Origin of the sequence: Streptococcus sanguinis (genome assembly GCF_020729725.1) — a bacterium.
Classification (GTDB): Bacteria; Bacillota; Bacilli; order Lactobacillales; family Streptococcaceae; genus Streptococcus; species Streptococcus sanguinis_V.
On sequence record NZ_JAJEPA010000021.1, the window covers coordinates 222,289 to 245,154 of the forward strand.

Annotated in this window: 21 protein-coding genes and 1 tRNA gene; 21 read left to right on the forward strand and 1 reads right to left on the reverse strand. The window is 41.6% G+C overall.

The annotated features are described in order from the left end of the window. Positions 1-10 precede the first annotated feature (10 nt). The 9 genes from K4I03_RS11280 to K4I03_RS11320 all read left to right on the forward strand — a co-directional run bounded on the left by K4I03_RS11280 (position 11) and on the right by K4I03_RS11320 (position 6,756). Complete coding sequence (locus K4I03_RS11280; protein WP_227965396.1) at positions 11-577, forward strand: hypothetical protein; 567 nt, start codon at positions 11-13, stop codon at positions 575-577. A 237-nt stretch (positions 578-814) separates the two neighbouring features. Beyond that, on the forward strand, positions 815-1,666 hold the full coding sequence (locus K4I03_RS11285) for a rolling circle replication-associated protein (RefSeq protein WP_227965397.1): 852 nt from the start codon (positions 815-817) through the stop codon (positions 1,664-1,666). 50 nt (positions 1,667-1,716) lie between these two features. Continuing rightward, entirely contained in the window at positions 1,717-1,926 is a 210-nt protein-coding gene (locus tag K4I03_RS11290) for a DNA-binding protein (RefSeq protein ID WP_227965399.1), read from the forward strand. Positions 1,927-1,993: 67 nt separating this feature from the next. Next, positions 1,994-3,133 (forward strand): tyrosine-type recombinase/integrase, encoded by a 1,140-nt coding sequence (locus K4I03_RS11295; RefSeq protein WP_227965400.1) that lies wholly within the window; start codon positions 1,994-1,996, stop codon positions 3,131-3,133. 116 nt (positions 3,134-3,249) lie between these two features. After that, positions 3,250-4,038, forward strand: coding sequence for a TatD family hydrolase (locus K4I03_RS11300; RefSeq protein ID WP_227965401.1), 789 nt, complete (start codon positions 3,250-3,252; stop codon positions 4,036-4,038). After that, positions 4,031-4,600 (forward strand): ribonuclease M5, encoded by a 570-nt coding sequence (gene rnmV, locus K4I03_RS11305; protein ID WP_408643083.1) that lies wholly within the window; start codon positions 4,031-4,033, stop codon positions 4,598-4,600. Before K4I03_RS11300 ends, rnmV begins: the two co-directional genes overlap by 8 nt. 70 nt (positions 4,601-4,670) lie before the next feature. Next, positions 4,671-5,369 carry a hypothetical protein gene (locus K4I03_RS11310; protein WP_227965403.1) on the forward strand — a complete coding sequence of 233 codons (699 nt, stop codon included), beginning with the start codon at positions 4,671-4,673 and terminating at the stop codon, positions 5,367-5,369. A 49-nt stretch (positions 5,370-5,418) separates the two neighbouring features. Then, entirely contained in the window at positions 5,419-6,291 is an 873-nt protein-coding gene (gene rsmA, locus K4I03_RS11315; RefSeq protein WP_227965404.1) for a 16S rRNA (adenine(1518)-N(6)/adenine(1519)-N(6))-dimethyltransferase RsmA, read from the forward strand. Positions 6,292-6,348: 57 nt separating this feature from the next. After that, positions 6,349-6,756 (forward strand): hypothetical protein, encoded by a 408-nt coding sequence (locus K4I03_RS11320; protein ID WP_227965406.1) that lies wholly within the window; start codon positions 6,349-6,351, stop codon positions 6,754-6,756. Between the two features lie 15 nt (positions 6,757-6,771). Here the strand turns inward: K4I03_RS11320 and K4I03_RS11325 are convergent. Then, a tRNA-Leu gene (locus K4I03_RS11325) sits at positions 6,772-6,854 on the reverse strand. A gap of 194 nt (positions 6,855-7,048) precedes the next feature. On the opposite strand from K4I03_RS11325, the gene K4I03_RS11330 reads away from it, so the two are divergent. The 12 genes from K4I03_RS11330 to gap all read left to right on the forward strand — a co-directional run bounded on the left by K4I03_RS11330 (position 7,049) and on the right by gap (position 22,528). After that, positions 7,049-11,731 carry a Cna B-type domain-containing protein gene (locus tag K4I03_RS11330; RefSeq protein ID WP_227965408.1) on the forward strand — a complete coding sequence of 1,561 codons (4,683 nt, stop codon included), beginning with the start codon at positions 7,049-7,051 and terminating at the stop codon, positions 11,729-11,731. Between the two features lie 232 nt (positions 11,732-11,963). Beyond that, positions 11,964-12,842, forward strand: a complete 879-nt coding sequence (gene rsgA, locus K4I03_RS11335; protein WP_227965410.1) for a ribosome small subunit-dependent GTPase A — start codon at positions 11,964-11,966, stop codon at positions 12,840-12,842. An 11-nt stretch (positions 12,843-12,853) separates the two neighbouring features. Then, entirely contained in the window at positions 12,854-13,513 is a 660-nt protein-coding gene (gene rpe / locus K4I03_RS11340; RefSeq protein ID WP_061602672.1) for a ribulose-phosphate 3-epimerase, read from the forward strand. After that, the gene (locus tag K4I03_RS11345) at positions 13,506-14,138 is read left to right on the forward strand and encodes a thiamine diphosphokinase (protein ID WP_227965417.1); all 633 of its coding nucleotides are present in this window, start codon (positions 13,506-13,508) and stop codon (positions 14,136-14,138) included. Before rpe ends, K4I03_RS11345 begins: the two co-directional genes overlap by 8 nt. Position 14,139: 1 nt before the next feature. Beyond that, the gene (gene rmuC / locus K4I03_RS11350) at positions 14,140-15,396 is read left to right on the forward strand and encodes a DNA recombination protein RmuC (protein ID WP_227965419.1); all 1,257 of its coding nucleotides are present in this window, start codon (positions 14,140-14,142) and stop codon (positions 15,394-15,396) included. After that, the gene (locus tag K4I03_RS11355) at positions 15,386-16,330 is read left to right on the forward strand and encodes a 3'-5' exoribonuclease YhaM family protein (RefSeq protein WP_227965421.1); all 945 of its coding nucleotides are present in this window, start codon (positions 15,386-15,388) and stop codon (positions 16,328-16,330) included. The genes rmuC and K4I03_RS11355 overlap by 11 nt, the downstream gene beginning before the upstream one ends. Positions 16,331-16,422: 92 nt before the next feature. Further along, positions 16,423-17,238: a pur operon repressor gene (purR, locus tag K4I03_RS11360; protein WP_227965423.1), complete on the forward strand. Its 816-nt coding sequence runs from the start codon at positions 16,423-16,425 to the stop codon at positions 17,236-17,238. A 21-nt stretch (positions 17,239-17,259) separates the two neighbouring features. Then, complete coding sequence (locus tag K4I03_RS11365) at positions 17,260-17,724, forward strand: hypothetical protein (RefSeq protein WP_227965425.1); 465 nt, start codon at positions 17,260-17,262, stop codon at positions 17,722-17,724. A gap of 215 nt (positions 17,725-17,939) precedes the next feature. Then, positions 17,940-18,353 (forward strand): 30S ribosomal protein S12, encoded by a 414-nt coding sequence (gene rpsL, locus K4I03_RS11370; RefSeq protein WP_002893867.1) that lies wholly within the window; start codon positions 17,940-17,942, stop codon positions 18,351-18,353. A gap of 19 nt (positions 18,354-18,372) precedes the next feature. Further along, complete coding sequence (gene rpsG / locus K4I03_RS11375; protein WP_002893865.1) at positions 18,373-18,843, forward strand: 30S ribosomal protein S7; 471 nt, start codon at positions 18,373-18,375, stop codon at positions 18,841-18,843. A 240-nt stretch (positions 18,844-19,083) separates the two neighbouring features. Beyond that, a complete protein-coding gene (gene fusA / locus K4I03_RS11380) occupies positions 19,084-21,165 on the forward strand; it encodes an elongation factor G (RefSeq protein WP_223315034.1) in 2,082 nt (693 codons plus the stop codon). Positions 21,166-21,520: 355 nt separating this feature from the next. Then, on the forward strand, positions 21,521-22,528 hold the full coding sequence (gap, locus tag K4I03_RS11385) for a type I glyceraldehyde-3-phosphate dehydrogenase (protein ID WP_002899102.1): 1,008 nt from the start codon (positions 21,521-21,523) through the stop codon (positions 22,526-22,528). Positions 22,529-22,866: the final 338 nt, after the last annotated feature.

The window sequence follows — 22,866 nt, forward strand, 5'->3', positions numbered from 1 at the left end:
GGAGGTTAAAATGCCGTCAATCATCGAAGAAATGCCTAGAAAGGCTATTAGAACTATTGGAAAGGTCTTCCAATTATGTCGTAGAAAACTTCAGGAGTACCAGGGGAAAGTCCAGATAGAAGAAAAGCAAAAAAACTGGAATAGATTTCTAGCTTCTACGCAAAATGTATTGGTAGAATTAGTGAAAGAAAATATTCAGGAAAATCAGTTTGCATATAAACCAGTTCTAATTTACGAAGATCAGGAAGTTGTTCAAGCTGATGGAAGCAAGTCAGTCCAGAGAGTGCATGTAGCAGATGAAAGAGTTCCTATATGTACAATGGATAACCATGGGATTCAGGAATTTGGAGCTAGGTGTGAAGTTTTTCGGTTTCAAATTTTTGGAGAGATAGATCCAGACGTTCTATTACGAATAAAAGATACTTGGATCTTTTATTTGCAGAAATATGCTCTTCATGGTCTCGCTGATCTATATGTAAAGAATGGGTTGCGCTATCTAGCATTCATCATATGTAATGAATCAGATAAACGAACGATTAAAGGGGCGTTGTTCAAATTGAAACATACGTGGTCTTAGATGGTTAAATTCTTTATGCCGTGAAAGTTGTTGATAATAGGCTAAGATAGATTAGACTGGTTGGGGCGGTGCGGTCGAACTTTGTTCGCCGTGCCGACACAATCAGTTTTATAATCTTAGGTTCCCTATTGTCAATAAATCATGGAATAAATCTGAATTTAAACATCGTAATTTTGACGCTATTAACTTGATAAGCGTCAAACAAAAGCGCAAAGCATATTTTTATAGGTATAAAGCATGAGACGAATAGGACTTGGTAAAATTGTAAAAAGTTACGTGTATGGTAATACGATCGAAATGACAACTGCTAACGGTCAACAGGAACAAACTATCAAAGTGATAGAAGGCAAGCGTTACGTAAATCTTGAGACTGGAGAAATTCATGACATGGATACATCAAATAGTACACGATTTGATAATCTGAAATCAGTCAAGCAAACGATGAAAAAGCTGAGACGTTTAGTTGCTCATAACTTTACTGGTGGATACAATCAACTATGGATAACTTTAACATATAGGGAACATGTTATTGATGCTGAAATAGTTTATAAAGATTTTAAAAAATATATTCGTAAAATTCGCAAAGAATATGGTCAAGTAGAATATATTGCTGTTATTGAGCCACAAGAGAGCGGGCGGTGGCATTTACATGTGCTTATGAAGAATGACACGACTCTCTCTATCCCTAATGATGTAGTTGCTACTATGTGGGGTAAAGGTTTTACTAAAACTAAACGATTGAGAAGGGCTGATAAGATTGGAAATTACTTGATAGCTTATCTATCTAATTTGCAGATAGGTGATAAAGATTCACAGAGTAAAGCAACCGTTAAAGGAGCAAGACTATACATGTATCCCAAAGGAATAAGGATTTATAGAACAAGCAGAGGAATTGAAAAGCCTTTGGAAATCAAAACAACAAAGGGGGAACTTATGGAGACTTATAAAATTAATAGTCCACCGAATTTTTCACGGACTACAAAGTATGAAACTCCATATGGTATAAAAGAATACACTACGGAGTTTTACGATAATATAAAAAGCCTGTCAGACACTTTTAGCGGAGCAACTGACAAGCAGAATGGATAATAAAAGAAAAATTCTTTTATTATCTTCATTATACCAAATTAGGAGTTATTATGGATAGATGGTATCGAACGAAAAAGAGTATTTCGGAACTGTTTGATGTTCCGATTAAGACCCTGAATAATGACCTGACAGAAATGAGACGTATAGAGCGATTTCAATGTTATATTCTAAAACCATCTCATAAGAGGGTGTACATAGATGTTGAGGGGTACAAGCAATTTTTGATTTATAAACAGAAGAAGTATGAGGAAGCTATGTAGTTGTGTTATAATTAAGCTATGCTACATAGCTTTCCTTTGTTTATTATGATAAGAAAAAGGAGAAGCAATGTTTTATAAAAAATTAGATAGTGGAAAGTATCGCTATTTTGAGAAGTTCTATGATGAACGGGAGCAGAAGTGGAAACAAGTTACTGTGACACTGAAATCAAAATCACGGATTTCACAAGTTGAAGCAAAACGGCGTTTAGCAACGAAAATTGATAAGGTTCTTACTACTCCTACCAAGGAGGAATTGAAAAGACAAACATTCAAGGAGATGAATTTTAGTCAGCTTTTGGCAGAATGGGAGTCAATTCGAAGTAGTGAGATTAAACCGTCTAGCTTTAGAAGTGAGATGAAATGTTTGAGGTTTTTCATGGAAGCAGTAGGAGATTTGCGGTTATCTGATTACACCACGCAATTAGTTCAAACATACCTCATGAGCTTAGCTGTTCAAAACTCTACACGAAAGAATCGGAAGATTTATTTGAATGGTATTTTTAACTATGCTGAAAAGGTTGGCTATATTTCAATGTCCCCTGTAAAAAGTGTAGTAATTCCCAAACAAAAAGTAGAGTATGAAAAGGTGAAAAGAGCTAAAGAACATTTCATCACTAAAGAGGAGATTGGTTTAGTTTTGTCTTACTGTGCTAGTCACAATAAAGATAAACGATATTCTTTGGCAATGGAATTTATATTTCTAACGGGGCTTCGCTTTGCTGAATTTATTGGAGTTCGTTATGAAGATGTGGACTTTGAAAATTGTCATCTGAAAATTGATCATACGATTGATTATGTTTCTCATCATTATGATGAGAGGGTATTGCAAACAACTAAGACAGTAGGTTCTGTCAGAACAATAGCCCTTAGTGAACGTTGTCTGGCAATCATTGATTACTTCCGACAAAATTGTCTTGATGAAGTATTTATCTTTGTCACTGACCAAGGCAATATCATGCGTCAACCGTTGTTGTACAGATTCATTAGAGATATCTGTGACACTGTTTTAGGTGAAGGACGAGCATATAATATTCATATGCTTAGGCATTCTCATATAAGCTTACTAATTGAATTAGGAATCCCTATCAAAGCAATTATGGAACGAGTAGGGCATCGAGATGAGTCAATTACATTAAGGATTTATAGCCATGTAACAGAAAATGTACAGGCTGAAATGAGAGATAAACTCAATAAAATCCATTTGTAAAAAGCTAACCATAAAAATAACCAAATACTAACCCAAGCTACTAGTAAATAAAGGAAAATTGAGGAACTTTAGAAAAATGGCATCCTTTGTTTTTAAGGCTAAGGGAACTTTTAGGAATGAAAGGGAAAAATAGCTTGAAAATTTTTGATACACACACGCATTTAAATGTGGAAGAATTTGCTGGTCGAGAGGCAGAGGAGCTACAGCTGGCTGCAGAAATGGGCGTCAGCAAAATAAATATTGTGGGTTTTGACCGACCAACCATTGAGCGCGCCTTGGAGTTGGCTGACAGCTATGATCAGCTTTATGCTACGATTGGCTGGCACCCGACTGAGGCTGGGACATATGATGAGGCGGTGGAAGCCTATTTGGTAGATAAACTTCGTCACCCCAAGGTGGTGGCTCTGGGCGAGATTGGGCTGGACTATCACTGGATGACAGCTCCAAAGGATGTTCAGGAGCGGGTATTTCGCCGCCAAATCCAGCTTTCCAAAGAGCTGAACCTGCCCTTTGTCGTTCACACACGTGATGCTTTGGAGGATACCTATGAGATTATCAAGAGTGAAGGCGTGGGCCCTCGAGGCGGCATCATGCACTCTTATTCGGGTTCTTTGGAAACGGCAGAGCGCTTTATCGAGCTAGGAATGATGATTTCCTTTTCTGGAGTCGTCACCTTTAAGAAAGCGACGGATATTCAGGAGGCTGCGCAGAGCCTGCCTTTGGACAAAATCCTCGTCGAGACTGATGCACCTTATCTGGCGCCCGTTCCCAAGCGTGGAGGAGAAAACAAAACAGCTTATACCCGCTATGTGGTAGAGAAAATTGCTGAGCTACGTGGACTGACTGTCGAAGAAGTGGCGCAGGCGACCTATGCCAATGCAAAGAAGGTGTTTGGGCTTGACTGAGAAGATAAAAATCCCTCAAGTAATCGTCGTTGAGGGCAAGGATGATACAGCCAATCTGCAGCGATTTTACCAAGTTGATACTTACGAGACGAGAGGTTCCGCTATCAATGAAGAAGACCTAGAGAGGATAGAGAAACTGCACCAGCTACGTGGTGTTATTGTCTTTACTGATCCAGACTACAATGGCGAGCGTATCCGCCGAATGATTATGGAGGCAGTGCCAACTGCTCAGCATGCCTTTCTCCGTCGAGATGAGGCGACCCCTAAGTCTAAGAACAAGGGTAAATCGCTTGGAGTGGAACACGCTTCGTTTGAGGATTTACAGCTGGCATTGGCTGGGGTAGTCGGATATTTCGATGATGAGGATAATTTTGACATCACCAAAAACGATCTTGTGCGACTAGGTCTGCTTATGGGAAGCGACAGCCGTCAGCGTCGAGAGTATCTTGGTGAGCAGCTCCGTATCGGCTACTCCAATGGTAAGCAGCTCCTTAAACGCTTGGAATTGTTTGGGGTGACTTTGGCGGAAGTGGAAGAAGTGATGGAGAGATATAAGAGTTAAGAGATGTATGGTAAAGAAATGATTAACCAAATTACAATTGCTTAGAATAAAATCTATTAGGAGAGATTAGATGAGTGAAAATAATTTACAGTATTCTTTTAGGGAATCCTTGAAAAAATATGGAGAACCGCTTGTAATTGATATTTTAGAATCAGGATTAGATGCCAACTTAAACGATGGGGTTATAAAAGAAATTCCATTTATTTCTACAGCAGTATCGCTTTATCATATTGGTAAAACAGTGAAGGAAAGATATCATGTTAGGAAAATGATAGAATTTATTCAGGAAATTAATAAAGGTATTATAACTGAAGATAAGTTAAATGAATATAAGAAAAAGTTTGACAGTCAAGAAAAATTTAGAATAAAAGAACTAGAATATATCGTTATTATTGTCGATAGATATATAGGATATAATAAACCAGTAATGTTAGCGAGGCTATATCGCGCTTATTTAGATGGTATTTTAAAATGGACAGAATTTTTAGTATATTCTGAAGTAATAGATAGATTCTTAGCAAGTGATTTTAGTACACTAACCAAAAAAGATTTAATTATTTATAATAATGATGATGCCAATGAAGATTCCGTACTAAGGCTTGTCGCTTTAGGGTTAATGAAGGAAACGACTAATAATTCCGTATGGGAGGCAGTAGATAATGAAGTTTTTGTTATTACACAGAGTACAATGGAAAGAGCAAGATTAAAAAACAAGACATACACAAGAACTAATTTTGGAAACATTTTAGTTAATATTTTACAAAGATAAGATTTCAAACTCAAAAAGCATTTTATTTAAGCAGAAAATAGGAAGAAAAATGAGAATTGCAGACCATAGTGTGACCCGTGCCATTCTGGAGCGTCACGGTTTCACTTTTAAAAAATCATTCGGTCAGAATTTCCTGACGGATACCAACATCCTCCAGAAGATTGTGGATACTGCTGAGATTGACAAAAAGGTCAATGTCATCGAAATTGGTCCTGGTATTGGGGCTTTGACAGAATTTTTGGCGGAAAGTGCTGCAGAAGTCATGGCCTTTGAGATTGATGATCGGCTGGTACCGATTTTGGCGGATACTCTGCGCGATTTTGACAATGTGACAGTGGTTAATCAGGATATTCTCAAGGTTGATCTGGCTCAGTACATAGCAGAGTTTAAGAATCCAGACCTGCCTATCAAGGTAGTGGCAAATCTGCCCTACTACATCACGACGCCGATTCTCATGCATTTGATTGAGAGCGGGATTCCTTTTAGTGAGTTTGTCGTTATGATGCAGAGAGAAGTGGCGGATCGGATTTCGGCTCAGCCTAATACCAAGGCTTATGGTAGTTTGTCAATTGCGGTCCAGTATTACATGACGGCCAAGGTTGCCTTTATCGTGCCGAGGACAGTCTTTGTGCCAGCGCCTAATGTAGATTCGGCTATTCTCAAGATGGTGCGCAGAGACCAGCCTGCTGTTGCGGTACAGGACGAGAAATTCTTTTTTAAGATTTCCAAGGCCAGCTTTGTCCACCGTCGGAAGACTCTCTGGAACAATCTGACCAGTCATTTTGGGAAGTCAGAGGAGACTAAAAGCAAACTGACAGCAGCTTTAGAACGAGCTGACTTATCTCCAAGTGTTCGGGGAGAAGCTCTGAGTTTAGAGGAATTTGCTCGCTTGGCAGACGCTTTGAAGTCAGAGGGATTATAAAAAAAATAGAAGTTCTGCTCTATATAGCTGGTCTTCTATTTTGCTAATGAGGTACATATGAAAGTGAAATGTCTGTCTTTGTTTTCTGCCTTGCTCTGGTTTTCGCAATCTTTGCTCCATTACCTTCTACTGCTAGGTCTGCCTCTGGGACGTTTGGTATTTGGCGGCGCTTATATAGTATTTCCTTTATGGTTGCGGCCAGTTAACTTCCTGCTTTTCTTGCTGTGGGCTTTCTTTAGTCTTAGTTATCTATCTTTTGGCGGTTGGCTAAGAAGTAGTTTAAAGTCTTCTGTTTTGAGAAAGATTATCTTAAGCGGAACTGTATTTCTCTTTTTGGCTACTGTTTTCAATTTCTTTGTGACCGCGAGTCTATTAGAGAAATATTTAACAGGGGGACTGACCTTTCTGGCTTTTCTCAGCAGTGTAATTCTACTTCATAATAACAAAAAATCCTATCAATCATGATAGGATTGCTTTTTATGCGGAGGAAGGGATTTGAACCCTCACACCCGTACGGGCACATGCGCCTGAAGCATGCGTGTCTGCCGTTCCACCACCTCCGCTTGAGATTCTATTATAACTTATTTTTGTGAAAATGCCAATAGAGAATATCAGTTTTTTTCACTGTAAGAAAAAAGCAGAAAAATTTCTATTTTTTCTTTACTAAAATAGTTCTATGATATTGCTATTATAGCAAGTATTTGTTACAATTAGATTAATTACTTATTTAGGTAACGAAATAAAAAAGGAGAATGTTATGAAACTGAAAAAATGGCTGCTATTTTTGATGCTGCCCCTTCTGTTTTTGCTGGATTTGAAGCTCTTTACTGCAACTGCTCAAGCAGATGTTTTGAAGAATGCAATCACAGATATTAAAATCTGGGACCACTCTAATGGCCGCGAAGCAACCAAGGTTAACGGTGCTTACAATTTGGTTCAAGGGGGAAATTATCGCTATGAGCTAGTTTTTGATTTGTCTGCTTACGATAACAAGCTCAAGGATGGGGATACCTTTACCTTTACAGTACCGAACGGTGCAACCATTGCTGATGGTACAACTTTTACTCTGACGGATAATGAAACGCAGGTCCAGCTCGGAGCTGCTAAGATGACATCGAATGGTTCAGGTAAGGGCGGTCTGATCACAGTTACTATTCAGAATTTGGCAGATTACAAGGCCAAGACAACTGCTAGTGGAGTAAGAGGAAGTTTCTTCTTTGATTTTCAGGCGACGACAGTAGGCGCTGATCAGGACTGGAATTATAAGCCTGAGGAAACTCAAGGCACGATGAGCCATAAGGTAACCATTAACGAGCGCAAACAAAGCAGTTTTTCAACAGCCGGTGAAAACTACGCTAAGATTGGAGGCGTCATTGCTAAGAAGCCATATAATTCGGCTATTCTCGGCAAGAGCGGTGACTACTCACATAACTGGACTGTTCGTATCAATACTCAGCAAAAGACTTATAATTCTCCGATTGTTATCAAGGATGTCATTCCAGATAGCAGTGCACCTATGCAATTCGTTCCGGAGCAATTTGTCCTTCGCCAAGGGGAGTACACACAGAGTTTATCAAGTATTGCGAATTCTGTTATCTTGAAAGAAGGTCAAGATTATACGGTTGCCTATAATGACACTTATACAGAGTTTACTCTAACCATCAATAACCCAGGCAATCGTGCCTTTATGTTGAACTATATGACAACTTCACCAGCTGATGGTTCTTTGGTATCCAATACGGCTGAGATGGAAGTTGATAATACAAAACTGCCATTCAGAGATGATCGTCCTGGTCAGACGAGCTCTACAGTAGAGCGTAGTAGCCGGATTACAGAAGGCGGTGTTATCACTGCAGATATCAGTAACAGTCTGGTTCTCTACAAACAAGATTCTAAGACTGGTAAAATGCTGGAAGGTGCTGTCTTTAAGGTTACAACTCCTAGTGGTGAAGAGATTACTCTGCCACCAACGGATGCTAACGGTCGGGTTTCTACACAGCCTTTCTCAAGTGAAGAAATCAAGAAAGGCCAATTCACAGTAGAGGAAGTAACAGCTCCGGAAGGCTATGTACTGGACAGTAATCCGATGAAAGTGACTATCAAGGCTGACGGAGCGGTTAAGACAGTCAAGAATACGATGGATCCAAATGCCAGCAAAAAGCTGACAGTCAAGAAAGTTTGGAAAGATGAAAGCAATCAGGATGGCAAGCGTCCAGCTTCTATTGCTGTAGATGTCTATGCCAATGGTCAAAAACTGGCTGATAAGACAGTGACTGTAACTGGTAGTAGTACAGATGCGGAGTGGACAGCTCAGACAACTGATTTACCAATCTTTGATGCAAGTGGTCAAAAAATCACCTATACAATCGGTGAAGATCAGCTTGATGGCTATGAAGCTCCAGAAGTAGATCAGGGAAATCTCTCTGTTACCAATAGTCGTACGCCAGAGAAAATCGCTATCAAAGCCAGCAAGAAATGGGATGATGCCGAGAATCAAGACGGCAAACGTCCTGCCAATGTTGTTGTAAAACTTTATAAAGAAGTTGGCGGTCAGAAATCAGAAGTTGCGAACCGAACTCTGACCGAGGCTGACCAGTGGGCAACCGAGTTCACCAACTTGGACAAATATGAAAAGGGCCAAGAAGTTGTTTATTCTCTGGAAGAAGACGCGGTCCCTCACTATCAATCTCAGGTAACTGGCAATGCTGCTGACGGCTTTGTAGTGACCAACACTTACAAGCCAGAAACCATCAAGATTTCCGGTCAGAAGAAGTGGGAAGATGCGGATAACCAAGATGGCAAGCGTCCAAATGCTGTTAGAGTCAAGATCTTGAAAGGACAAGATATTGTCGATGTGCAGGAAGTGACGGCTGCTAACGGTTGGAAATATGAATCTAATCCTCTTCCTAAGTATGCAGCAGGCCAAGAAATTGCTTATACTGTTGCAGAAGAAGCTGTCTCAGGCTACACGAGCAAAGTGGACGGCTACAATATCACCAACTCTTACACTCCAGAAACGGTCAAGGTTTCCGGTCAGAAGAAATGGGATGATGCGGAAAACCAAGATGGTAAGCGTCCAGCTTCAGTTAAGGTTAAAATTCTGAATGGTGATACGGTTGTGGATGAGCAAAATGTGACTTCCGCTAACGACTGGAAATATGAGTCCAAGGCTTTGCCTAAGTACGCAGCAGGCCAAGAAATCACTTATACTGTAAGTGAGGAAGCTGTTCCAGGTTATACTAGTAAGGTAGAGGGTTACAACATCACTAATTCTTACACTCCTGAGACAACGACTGTGTCTGGCAGCAAGACTTGGGAAGATGGCGATAACCAGGATGGCAAGCGCCCAGCTTCTATCACAGTTAATCTGCTAGCTGACGGTCAAAAAGTCAATACCCAAACAGTCGGTGAGGCAGAAGGCTGGTCTTACAACTTTACTGGCTTGCCAGTCTACAAGGATGGCCAACGAATTACCTATACAGTGACAGAAGAAGCTGTACCGGGTTATTCAACCAATCTCAACGGCTACAATATCACTAACTCTTATACACCAGAGAAGACAGAAATCACTGCCAGCAAGACCTGGAATGACAGCGATAATCAAGACGGCAAGCGTCCAACTAAGATTAGCATTAAGCTGATGAAGACAGTCGGCGGTGTCAAGACAGAAGTCGCTAGCAAGGAAGTGACGGCTGCTGATCAATGGCAAACTAAATTTGAAAATCTGCCAGTTTATGAAAATGGTCAGAAGATTGATTACTCTATCGAGGAAGATGATGTAGCTGGCTATACTAAAGAAATCAAAGATTTCACAGTTACCAACTCTTACACTCCAGAGATGATTAAGATTTCCGGTCAAAAAGTCTGGGATGACGCTGATAACCAAGATGGCAAGCGTCCAGCTTCTGTTAAGGTTAAGGTAAAAAATGGTAATACTGTCGTAGATGAGCTGGAAGTAACAGCTGCTAACAATTGGAAGTTTGAGTCTAAAGCCCTTCCTAAGTATGCAGCAGGTCAAGAGATTGCCTACACTGTCACTGAAAAAGCGGTTGCGGACTATCAAACTAAGATTGATAAGTTCACCATTACTAATTCTTACACTCCTCAAAGTACGGAGTATGCTGTTACGAAGGTCTGGGATGATGCTGATAACCAAGACGGCAAGCGTCCAGCTTCTATCACAGTGCAACTGTATAGCTCAGTAAATGGTGAAGAGCCAGTTGCTGTCGCAGGTAAGACATTAACATTGACAGTTGCTGATAAGGCAGATGCCAACACATGGAAAGCAAGTTTCACTAATCTGCCTCAGTTTGACAAGGGACAGAAGATCACCTACTCCGTCAAAGAGGATGATGCAACAGTAGTCGCTTTGAAAGAAAAAGGTTACAGTCCGAAAGTAGAAGGTCAGACAATCACTAACTCTCATACTCCAGAGCAGGTTAAAGTTTCTGGTCAGAAAGTCTGGGATGATGCAGACGATCAAGACGGCAAACGCCCAACATCTATTACAGTTAAGGTAATGGATGGAAGCACTATTGTTGATACACTTGAAGTAACAGCTGCTAATGGATGGAAGTTTGAATCTAAAGACCTGCCTAAATATAGAAATGGTCAAGAGATTGTCTACACGCTTTCTGAAGTGTCAGTTGCTCAATATGAAACTAAGATTGATAAGTTCACCATTACCAACTCCTATACTCCAGAAACCGTTAAAGTCTCTGGTCAAAAGGTTTGGGATGATGCTAATAATCAAGATGGCAAGCGCCCGGCATCTATCAAGGTCAAGATTTTGGACGGAGATAAGGTGGTAGATGAGCTGGAAGTGACAGCAGCTACTGACTGGAAGTTTGAGTCCAAAGATCTACCTAAGAATAAGAAGGGCAAGAAAATCAACTATACAGTCCTTGAAGAAGTGACAGTTGAGGGTTATAGCAGCAGCCAAGAACAAGCAACAGATGGCAGCTTCACTTTGACTAATAGCTATAAACCAACACAGATTGCTGTTAAGGGAACTGCGGTATGGTCAGATGCTGAAAATCAAGATAAGGTTCGACCTTCTAAGGTTACTGTTCGCCTCTTGGCAGATGGCAAACCAATCAAAGAACTGGTTGTGTCAGAAGAAAATGGTTGGCAGTATGACTTTAGCGGCCTTCCTAAGTACAAGGACGGCAAGGAAATTGTCTATAGCGTTGCGGCTGATCCAGTAGATGGCTACAAGCTTGAGATCAACGGTACTCAGCTGACCTTCAGTCATATCCCTGCTAAGAAAAAGTCTGTTGAAGGAGTGATAACTAATAAGCCAGGCGGTCAAGCTCCGAAAGTCGGAGGAAAAGCTCTTCCTCGTACTGGACAGGAAGAAAATCTCCTTGTTACTATTCTTGGCTTCCTAGCAGCGCTTCTCGCAGGAGGAATGCTGATGGCTAAGGCAAAACGCAGCTAATCAGTTTTGTGACTTACTGAAATTACAGTAAATATCTTATTTGATATAAAAAGCGAACAGGTTCTTTAGAGCTTGTTCGCTTTTTTTATGCCAGTTTCATCCTAGGTATTTTAAAATAGCTGCTTTCTATGAAAAATGAAGCAAACCTTAAGAAATGCCTTCTATGCAAAACAAGCAAGCTAAATCTCGCATTTTTTGTTATAATGAGTGTATTAACTTTTAAGGAGCAATCTTGCAAGGAAAAATCATTAAGGCTCTAGCTGGCTTTTATTATGTAGAGTCGGACGGACAGGTTTATCAAACCAGAGCGCGGGGTAATTTTCGCAAAAAAGGGCAGACACCCTATGTCGGTGATGAAGTCGAATTTTCAGCAGAAAAAGACTCGGAAGGCTATATTTTAAAAATAGCAGAGCGAAAGAACAGTCTCGTGCGACCTCCGATTGTCAACATTGACCAGGCAGTTGTAATCATGAGCGCGAAAGAGCCAGATTTCAATGCCAATCTGTTAGATCGTTTTCTGGTGCTTTTAGAGCATAAGAGGATTCATCCTATTATCTACATCAGCAAGTTAGACCTGCTTGAAGATGAGCAGAGCTTGGATGTCTATGTACAGGCCTATCAGTCCATCGGCTATGAGGTCATTAAAACCACTGAGGAGTTGCTGCCACGACTAGCAGGGAAAATCACTGTTTTCATGGGACAGACTGGGGTTGGAAAATCCACTCTGCTCAATAAAATTGCCCCAGACCTGCAGCTAGAAACAGGAGAGATTTCTGAAAGTCTTGGCCGCGGCCGTCATACGACGAGGGCTGTCAGTTTTTACAATCTAAACGGTGGGAAGATTGCTGATACACCAGGATTTTCGTCCTTGGATTACGAGGTGACTACAGCTGAAGATCTCAATCAAGCTTTTCCAGAGATTGCTGAGGTCAGCCAGTCCTGTAAGTTTCGTACTTGCACTCATACTCACGAGCCAGCTTGTGCCGTTAAGCCAGCAGTTGAGGCCGGCCAGATAGCTTCATTCCGCTTTGATAATTACCTGCAATTTCTCAGCGAGATTGAAAATCGTCGGGAGACCTATAAAAAAGTTGCCAAAAAAAATTCTAAATAAGGAGAAGAACTATGACTTCATTCAAAATTGCCCCTTCAATCTTAAGTGCAGACTATGCTAATTTTGAATCAGAACTGAAAAAGTTAGAAGCAACAGGCGCTGAGTATGCCCATATTGATATTATGGATGGTCATTTTGTACCCAATATCAGCTTTGGGGCTGGGGTTGTTGCCAGTATGCGTCCTCACAGCAAGCTAGTCTTTGACTGCCATTTGATGGTTTCCAATCCTGAGCACCATATCGAAGAATTTGCTCGTGCCGGTGCAGATATTATCAGCATTCATGCTGAAGCGACACCACATATCCACGGAGCGCTGCAGAAGATTCGGGCAGCAGGAGTCAAGCCTAGTGTAGTGATTAATCCGGGAACACCAGTTGAAGCAGTCAAAAACGTTTTGAATTTGGTTGATCAAGTCCTTGTGATGACAGTGAATCCAGGCTTTGGCGGTCAGGCTTTTCTGCCAGAAACCATGGATAAGATTCGTGAATTGGTTGTCTTGCGTGAAGTCAATCAGCTGAATTTTGATATTGAAGTGGATGGCGGTATTGACGATAAGACCATTGGGATTGCTAAAGAAGCTGGTGCCAATGTCTTCGTAGCTGGCAGCTATGTCTTTAAGGGTGATGTCAATCATCAAGTTCAGACTTTACGGGATGCCCTGTATGACTAAGGTTGCACTATTTGCTGGCGGGAACTTGGAGCATTTTAGCTTAGATTTTGATGTTTTAGTTGGAGTAGACCGTGGAAGCCTCTTTCTGCTTGAGCAGGGAGTTTGTCCTGACTTGGCTGTCGGGGATTTTGACTCTGTGACCGAGGAAGAATTGCTGCGCATAAAAGATAGTGCCAAGGAAGTCATTCAGGCCCATCCTGAAAAGGATGATACAGACTTGGAGTTAGCTGTTCTGGCTTGTTTTGAGCGGTATCCAGATGCTTTTCTGACCATTTTTGGAGCCTTTGGCGGCCGTCTGGATCATGCCTTGGCCAATGTTTTCCTGCCCAGTAATGAAAAAATTGCACCTTATATGGAAAAGATTTTTCTGGAAGATGAGCAGAATTTGCTGACCTATGTTCCTAAGGGGTGTCATGAAATCAAACCGGTAGCTGACATGCGCTATCTAGCCTTTCTGCCGTCAGATGATGCTGCCTTAACGATTGAGGGCGCCAAATATCCGCTCAATAAAGATAACTTTTTTTTCAAAAAAGTGTATGCTTCTAACGAATTTATAGGTAAGCCCATTTATTTGGACTTTGATAGCGGCTATACAGTCGTCATTTACAGCAAAGACAGGAGCTGATATGGAGTTTATAATCATCCTCATTCTTTTGGGAAATCTAGTGCTGACCTTTTTCCTATGGCAAAAGCTTAGTCAGCAGACCGAGACGCTAAAGCAAGTCTTGGAAAATCAGGCGGATCATCTATCGGATCAGTTGGACTATCGCTTGGAGCAGGAAAGTCAGAAAAAACAAACAGCTCAGAAAGAGCTGGAATTAGCTCTGGGAGACCGCTTGAGCGAGGTCAGGACAGATTTGCACCGCAACTTGACAGAGCTGCGCTTGGAAATCAGCGATAACCTGACCAAGAATCGGGATAAAACTGACGAGCGTATGCGGCAAATCCAAGAGTCCAATGAAACTCGTCTAGAGCAGATGCGGCAGACCGTTGAAGAAAAATTGGAAAAAACACTTCAGACTCGTCTTCAGACCTCTTTTGAAACCGTCTCTAAGCAGTTGGAGTCTGTCAATCGCGGTCTGGGAGAAATGCAGAGTGTTGCTCGAGATGTCGGCACGCTGAATAAGGTCTTATCCAACACCAAGACACGAGGGATTCTAGGGGAACTGCAGCTGGGGCAGATTATTGAGGACATCATGACGGCCAGTCAGTATGAGCGAGAGTTTGTGACAGTGGCCGGCTCCAGTGAGCGTGTCGAATATGCTATTAAACTGCCGGGACAGACGGAGCATGAATATGTCTATCTGCCCATTGATTCTAAGTTCCCTCTGGCTGATTACTACCGTTTGGAAGATGCTTATGAGTCTGGCAGTAAGGAAGAGATTGAGTTCTACCGCAAGTCTCTCTTAGCAAGTGTCAAGCGCTTTGCCAAGGATATTAAGAGTAAATATCTGGCACCGCCGGCTACGACCAATTTTGGAATTATGTTTCTGCCAACGGAAGGTCTCTATTCGGAAGTTGTCCGCAATCCAGCCTTTTTTGACAGTTTGCGACGGGAGGAGCAGATTGTGGTGGCGGGTCCGTCGACCCTTTCTGCCTTGCTTAATTCACTGTCTGTCGGATTTAAAACGCTCAATATCCAAAAAAGTGCGGACGACATCAGCAAGGTTCTGGGCTCAGTCAAATCCGAGTTTAACAAGTTCGGTGGCATTCTGACCAAGGCACAAAAACACTTGCAACATGCTTCGGGTAACATTGATGAACTCTTAACCCGGCGGACAGGAGCTATCGAAAGAACCTTACGCCATATTGAGCTGTCTGATCGAGACCTCGATTTGAACTTACTTGATTTTTCAGAAGAAAGGGAAAACAATGAAGATTAATCAAATGAAAAAAGATGAACTGTTTGAAGGTTTCTATCTGATCAAGTCAGCAGAAGTCCGTCAGACAAGGGCTGGAAAAAATTATCTGGCCTTTACGTTCCAAGATGATACAGGGGTAATTGAAGGCAAACTCTGGGATGCTCAGCCACATAATGTTGAAGAATTCACTGCTGGCAAGGTCGTGCACATGCAAGGCCGACGAGAAGTCTACAATAACACACCCCAGGTAAATCAACTGACCCTGCGTCTTCCTAAGGCTGGAGAGCCCAATGATCCAGCGGATTTCAAGGAAAAACCGCCAGTTGACCAGAAAGAAATTCGAGACTATTTATCTCAGATGATTTTTAAGATTGAGAATTCGGTCTGGCAGCGCGTGGTCCGCTCGCTTTATAGCAAGTACGACAAGGAGTTTTATTCTTATCCAGCTGCCAAGACCAATCACCATGCTTTTGAGTCTGGTCTGGCCTTTCACACCGCTACTATGGTCAAGCTGGCCGATGCTATCGGAGACATTTATCCTCAGCTTAATAAAAGCTTGCTCTTTGCTGGGATCATGCTTCATGACTTGGCCAAGGTTATTGAACTCACTGGTCCGGAAAATACAGAGTACACTGTGCGAGGCAATCTGATTGGGCACATTGCTTTGATTGATGAAGAGTTGACCAAGACCCTGATGGAGCTGAAAATTGACGATAGTAAGGAAGAGGTTATTGTCCTGCGCCATGTCCTTCTCAGCCACCACGGTCTCTTGGAATATGGCAGTCCTGTACGGCCTAAGATTATGGAGGCAGAAATTCTGCACATGATTGATAATCTGGATGCGGAGATGATGATGATGACTGCTGCCTTAGGACTTGTTGATCCAGGTGAAATGAGCAATAAAATATTCGCTCTTGAAGGCCGTTCTTTCTACAAACCAAAACTTGAACAGTAAAATACGAAAAATGGACATTACTTGGAAAAGAATGTTCGTTTTTTTGTTTCTGTTATGGTATAATGAATAAAATAACTTTAATTGGTGAAAAAATGAAATTAAGAAGAAGTGAGCGTATGGTGGTTATTTCTAATTATTTGATTAACCATCCTTATGAATTAACGAGCTTAAATACATTTGCAGAAAAATATGAATCTGCCAAATCTTCTATTTCAGAAGATATTGTCATTATTAAGCGTGCATTTGAAGAGATTGAAATTGGGACTATCGAAACGATTACTGGTGCTGGTGGAGGAGTCATTTTTAGCCCATCCATCTCCGATACAGAATCTAAGACCATTGTACAAGGTCTTTGTGATCAGCTGTCTGAAAGCAATCGGATTCTTCCGGGGGGCTACATTTACCTATCTGATCTGCTCAGCACTCCATCCATTTTGAATAATATCGGCCGAATCATTGCCAAAAGTTTTAAGGATCAACAGATTGATGCGGTCATGACGGTTGCGACTAAGGGTGTTCCTTTGGCCAATGCAGTAGCCAATGTACTTAATGTACCTTTTGTCATCGTTCGTCGGGATTTAAAGATTACAGAAGGGTCAACGGTCAGTGTCAACTACGTATCAGGCTCCAGCGGAGATCGTATCGAAAAGATGTTCTTGTCCAAGCGCAGTCTCAAGGCCGGCAGCCGCGTCTTGATTGTGGATGACTTCCTCAAAGGCGGGGGGACCATTACAGGGATGATTAGCCTCTTATCTGAGTTTGACTCTGAGTTGGCAGGTGTAGCTGTCTTTGCGGACAACGCGCAGGCCAATCGCGATTATCTGGACTATAAATCGCTCTTGAAAGTGACCAATATTGATGTCAAGGCGAATACCATTGATGTGGAAATTGGAAATATTTTTGATTAGGGAAAAGGGCGGAGATTATAGATGAAAACAGTTTTAGAAAAGTTTGACCACAGTCCGCTGTGGATTCGTTTAGGAGTATTGTCGATTTTATTTGGGATTCTGATTACTGGCATGGTTTTTGTGCAGGGGCAGTCTAATACCAATAGGAATTCAGTTAGTTCGGCTGCCAGCATCGCATCAAGCAGCTCTTCCTTACAACTGTCTTCTGCTCAAAAAGAAGCACAGGAAAAAGAAATTCAGGAAGAGGAGCAAGCAGTTCAGGGCGCAGAAGAAGCCGTTAAACAGCTTGAAACCATGCAAACTTTGGAAGATTTGCAGCTGGCTAAGACTGCAGTAGAGAAGGTTAAGGATGCAGCGACGAAAGCTAGATTCCAAAGCCGTATTCAGGCGATATCAGTCTTGATTGATCCGGAAGCAGCCCAGACAGCTATTTCTGAAAATCCAGCTGCTGTATCAGAAGAAGCAGTGGCTCAGCCGCAGCAATAAGTTAGCAGCAATCTAATAAGCAGAGATAAGCTTAAAATAGAAAAAATGTATTGACAGAAAAGTATCGTCGTGCTATAATGATAGACGGTACTTTTTACTTTTGGTCTCTCAAAAGTGTACAGAGACGTGCTGACAAATGTTGCAAAAGTACACGCAGATGGTAGCTGTCACCAAGTGTATCATCACCAAAATTAAAAAAATACAGGAGAATGTAGATGCCTACAATTAACCAATTGGTTCGCAAACCGCGTAAATCAAAAGTAGAAAAATCTAAATCACCAGCTTTGAACGTTGGTTACAACAGCCATAAAAAAGTTCAAACAAACGTATCTTCACCACAAAAACGTGGAGTTGCAACCCGTGTCGGAACTATGACACCTAAGAAACCAAACTCTGCCCTTCGTAAATTTGCCCGTGTACGTCTGAGCAACCTGATTGAAGTTACAGCTTACATCCCAGGTATCGGACACAACCTGCAAGAGCACAGTGTTGTGCTTCTTCGTGGTGGACGTGTAAAAGACCTTCCAGGGGTACGTTACCATATCGTCCGCGGTGCACTTGATACAGCAGGTGTTACTGATCGTAAACAAGGCCGTTCTAAATACGGTACTAAAAAACCAAAAGCATAAGGAAAGGGGAGAAAGATAAATGAGTCGTAAAAACCAAGCGCCTAAGCGCGAAGTATTGCCAGATCCGCTTTACAATTCAAAATTAGTTACTCGTCTTATCAACCGCGTTATGCTTGATGGTAAGCGTGGTACAGCGGCTTCTATCGTTTACGGAGCTTTTGACCAAATCAAAGAAGCAACTGGAAACGATGCGCTGGAAGTATTTGAAACAGCTATGGAAAACATCATGCCTGTACTTGAAGTTCGTGCTCGCCGTGTCGGTGGTTCAAACTACCAAGTTCCGGTTGAAGTTCGTCCAGAACGTCGTACAACACTTGGACTTCGCTGGTTGGTAACTATTGCTCGTCAACGTGGTGAGCACACAATGGTTGACCGCCTTGCAAAAGAAATCTTGGATGCATCTAACAACACTGGTGCAGCTGTTAAGAAACGTGAAGACACTCACCGTATGGCAGAAGCTAACCGTGCCTTCGCACACTTCCGTTGGTAAGAATAAGATACTAAGGGCGTTGAAAAAGCGACTAAAAATTAGGAAGCTTGACGCGGAATCAAAGATTCTAGGAAAGCTTATCTATTTGCCGAGCTTTTAGCCCGAGGTCAATTCAACTTATCTACAAGTTGAAACCAACAAAACAAGATAAACATTGAGAACGGGTAGGTCCTGCCTATCCGTTTTTGCTAAATAATGTTATAATAAATTGTAAAATAAATTAATAGGAGAAATAACCAAATGGCTCGCGAATTTTCACTTGAAAAAACTCGTAATATCGGTATCATGGCCCACGTCGATGCTGGTAAAACAACAACAACTGAGCGTATTCTTTACTACACTGGTAAAATCCACAAAATCGGTGAAACTCACGAAGGTGCGTCACAAATGGACTGGATGGAGCAAGAGCAAGAGCGTGGTATCACTATCACATCTGCTGCGACAACAGCCCAATGGAACAACCACCGCGTAAACATCATCGACACACCGGGACACGTGGACTTCACAATCGAAGTACAACGTTCTCTTCGTGTCTTGGACGGTGCGGTAACCGTTCTTGACTCACAATCAGGTGTTGAGCCTCAAACTGAAACAGTTTGGCGCCAAGCAACTGAGTACGGAGTTCCTCGTATCGTATTTGCTAACAAGATGGACAAGATTGGTGCTGACTTCCTTTACTCAGTAAGCACTTTGCATGATCGTCTTCAAGCAAACGCTCATCCAATCCAATTGCCAATTGGTTCAGAAGATGACTTCCGCGGAATTATCGACTTGATCAAGATGAAGGCTGAAATCTATACTAACGACCTTGGTACAGATATTTTGGAAGAAGATATCCCAGCTGAATACCTTGAGCAAGCGCAAGAATACCGTGAAAAATTGGTGGAAGCAGTTGCTGAAACTGATGAAGAATTGATGATGAAATACCTTGAAGGTGAAGAAATCACAAATGAAGAATTGAAAGCTGCTATCCGTAAAGCGACTATCAACGTTGAATTCTTCCCAGTATTGTGTGGTTCTGCCTTCAAGAACAAGGGTGTTCAGTTGATGCTTGATGCAGTTATCGACTACCTTCCAAGCCCACTTGACATCCCAGCAATCAAAGGTATCAACCCAGATACAGAAGAAGAAGAAACTCGTCCTGCATCTGATGAAGAGCCATTTGCAGCTCTTGCCTTCAAGATCATGACTGACCCATTCGTAGGTCGTTTGACTTTCTTCCGTGTTTACTCAGGTGTCCTGAACAGCGGTTCATACGTATTGAACACTTCTAAAGGTAAACGTGAGCGTATCGGACGTATCCTGCAAATGCACGCTAACAGCCGTAATGAAATTGAAACTGTTTATGCGGGTGATATCGCTGCTGCCGTAGGTTTGAAAGATACAACTACTGGTGACTCATTGACAGATGAAAAAGCTAAAATCATCCTTGAGTCTATCAACGTTCCAGAACCAGTTATCCAGCTGATGGTTGAGCCTAAGTCTAAGGCTGACCAAGACAAGATGGGTATTGCTCTGCAAAAACTGGCTGAAGAAGATCCAACATTCCGTGTTGAAACAAACGTTGAAACTGGTGAAACAGTTATCTCTGGTATGGGTGAGCTTCACTTGGATGTCCTTGTTGACCGTATGCGTCGTGAGTTCAAGGTTGAAGCTAATGTAGGTGCACCTCAAGTATCTTACCGTGAAACATTCCGTGCTCCTACTCAAGCTCGTGGATTCTTCAAACGCCAATCTGGTGGTAAAGGTCAATTCGGTGACGTTTGGATCGAATTTACACCAAATGAAGAAGGAAAAGGCTTCGAGTTTGAAAATGCTATCGTCGGTGGTGTGGTTCCACGTGAATTCATCCCAGCGGTAGAAAAAGGTTTGGTTGAGTCAATGGCGAACGGTGTCCTTGCTGGTTACCCAATCGTTGACGTGAAAGCTAAACTTTATGATGGTTCATACCACGATGTCGACTCATCTGAAACAGCCTTCAAGGTTGCGGCATCACTTGCTTTGAAAGAAGCTGCTAAGACTGCACAACCAGCTATCCTTGAGCCAATGATGTTGGTAACAATCACTGTTCCTGAAGAAAACCTTGGTGATGTTATGGGTCACGTAACAGCTCGTCGTGGACGTGTTGATGGTATGGAAGCTCATGGTAACAGCCAAATCGTTCGTGCCTATGTTCCACTTGCTGAAATGTTTGGTTATGCAACAGTTCTTCGTTCAGCATCACAAGGACGCGGTACTTTCATGATGGTATTTGACCACTACGAAGATGTACCTAAGTCAGTACAAGAAGAAATCATTAAGAAAAACAAAGGTGAAGCTTAAGCTTTGAGCAAACCTTGGCACTCGTGTTCGCGGGTGCTTTTTCTATTTTTTAGAGAACCGACCCTTCAATAAAAAGGGGAAATAATTGATCAAATGAATCTGAATTTATAATTTCTATTCTGTTTTGTAAGTTGTATTTCTACATTTTCAAAAGATACTGCTTTGCTTTTTCAAATCAATGAAAGCCGAAATGAAAGTTAGTGAAAGAATTCATAATACTTGTTAATAACAATGAAATCAGTTGCATTTTACCTCAATTAAGTATATAATAGAAATGTTGAAAGGTGATTTGTAGCAACTCAAGTTACTCTTTTCACATAAAAATTTTTTGATTTTCATAAGGAGGAAATCACGAATGGTAGTTAAAGTTGGTATTAACGGTTTCGGTCGTATCGGTCGTCTTGCTTTCCGTCGTATCCAAAACGTAGAAGGTGTTGAAGTTACTCGCATCAACGACCTTACAGATCCAGTAATGCTTGCACACCTGTTGAAATACGACACAACTCAAGGTCGTTTCGATGGTACTGTTGAAGTTAAAGAAGGTGGATTCGAAGTTAACGGTAAATTCGTTAAAGTTTCTGCTGAACGTGACCCAGAACAAATTGACTGGGCAACTGACGGTGTAGAAATCGTTCTTGAAGCAACTGGTTTCTTTGCTAAGAAAGATGCTGCTGAAAAACACCTTAAAGGTGGTGCTAAGAAAGTTGTTATCACTGCTCCTGGTGGAAATGATGTTAAAACAATTGTATTTAACACTAACCACGACATTCTTGATGGTACTGAAACAGTTATCTCAGGTGCTTCATGTACTACAAACTGCTTGGCTCCAATGGCTAAAGCACTTCAAGACAACTTCGGTGTTGTTGAAGGTTTGATGACTACTATCCACGCTTACACTGGTGACCAAATGATCCTTGACGGACCACACCGTGGTGGTGACCTTCGTCGTGCTCGCGCTGGTGCTGCAAACATCGTTCCTAACTCAACTGGTGCTGCTAAAGCTATCGGTTTGGTTATCCCAGAATTGAACGGTAAATTGGACGGATCTGCACAACGCGTTCCAACTCCAACTGGATCAGTTACTGAATTGGTTGCTGTTCTTGAAAAGAACGTAACAGTTGATGAAGTAAACGCAGCTATGAAAGCAGCAGCTAACGAATCATACGGTTATACAGAAGATCCAATCGTATCTTCAGATATCGTAGGTATGGCTTACGGTTCATTGTTCGACGCAACTCAAACTAAAGTTCTTGATGTTGACGGCAAACAATTGGTTAAAGTTGTATCATGGTACGACAACGAAATGTCATACACTGCACAACTTGTACGTACTCTTGAATACTTCGCGAAAATCGCTAAATAATTCAATGGTAAAAGAAAGAGGCTCATTTGAGTCTCTTTTTCTGTATGCTGTTTTGCGATAATTATCAGAGACAGGGCTATGGGAATGTATAGGTCTATTCTCTAATTTTTATTAGTCCCATAGAAAGTCAGTTTTGTCACATCTGTCCATTTTTTTAAATGCTTAAAGGGGCTGTTTTGTGGTAAGAGAAGCTAAGCATACTTTTCTTAAAGAAAACTATACCAATTTTATACTTGACAAACGAAAAAACTGTGTGTATACTATCTTTGTTGAAATTATTTAACTTCAAGCATACTATACCAATTTTTAATAAGAAGGGCTGGTTTCTAAAATATAGG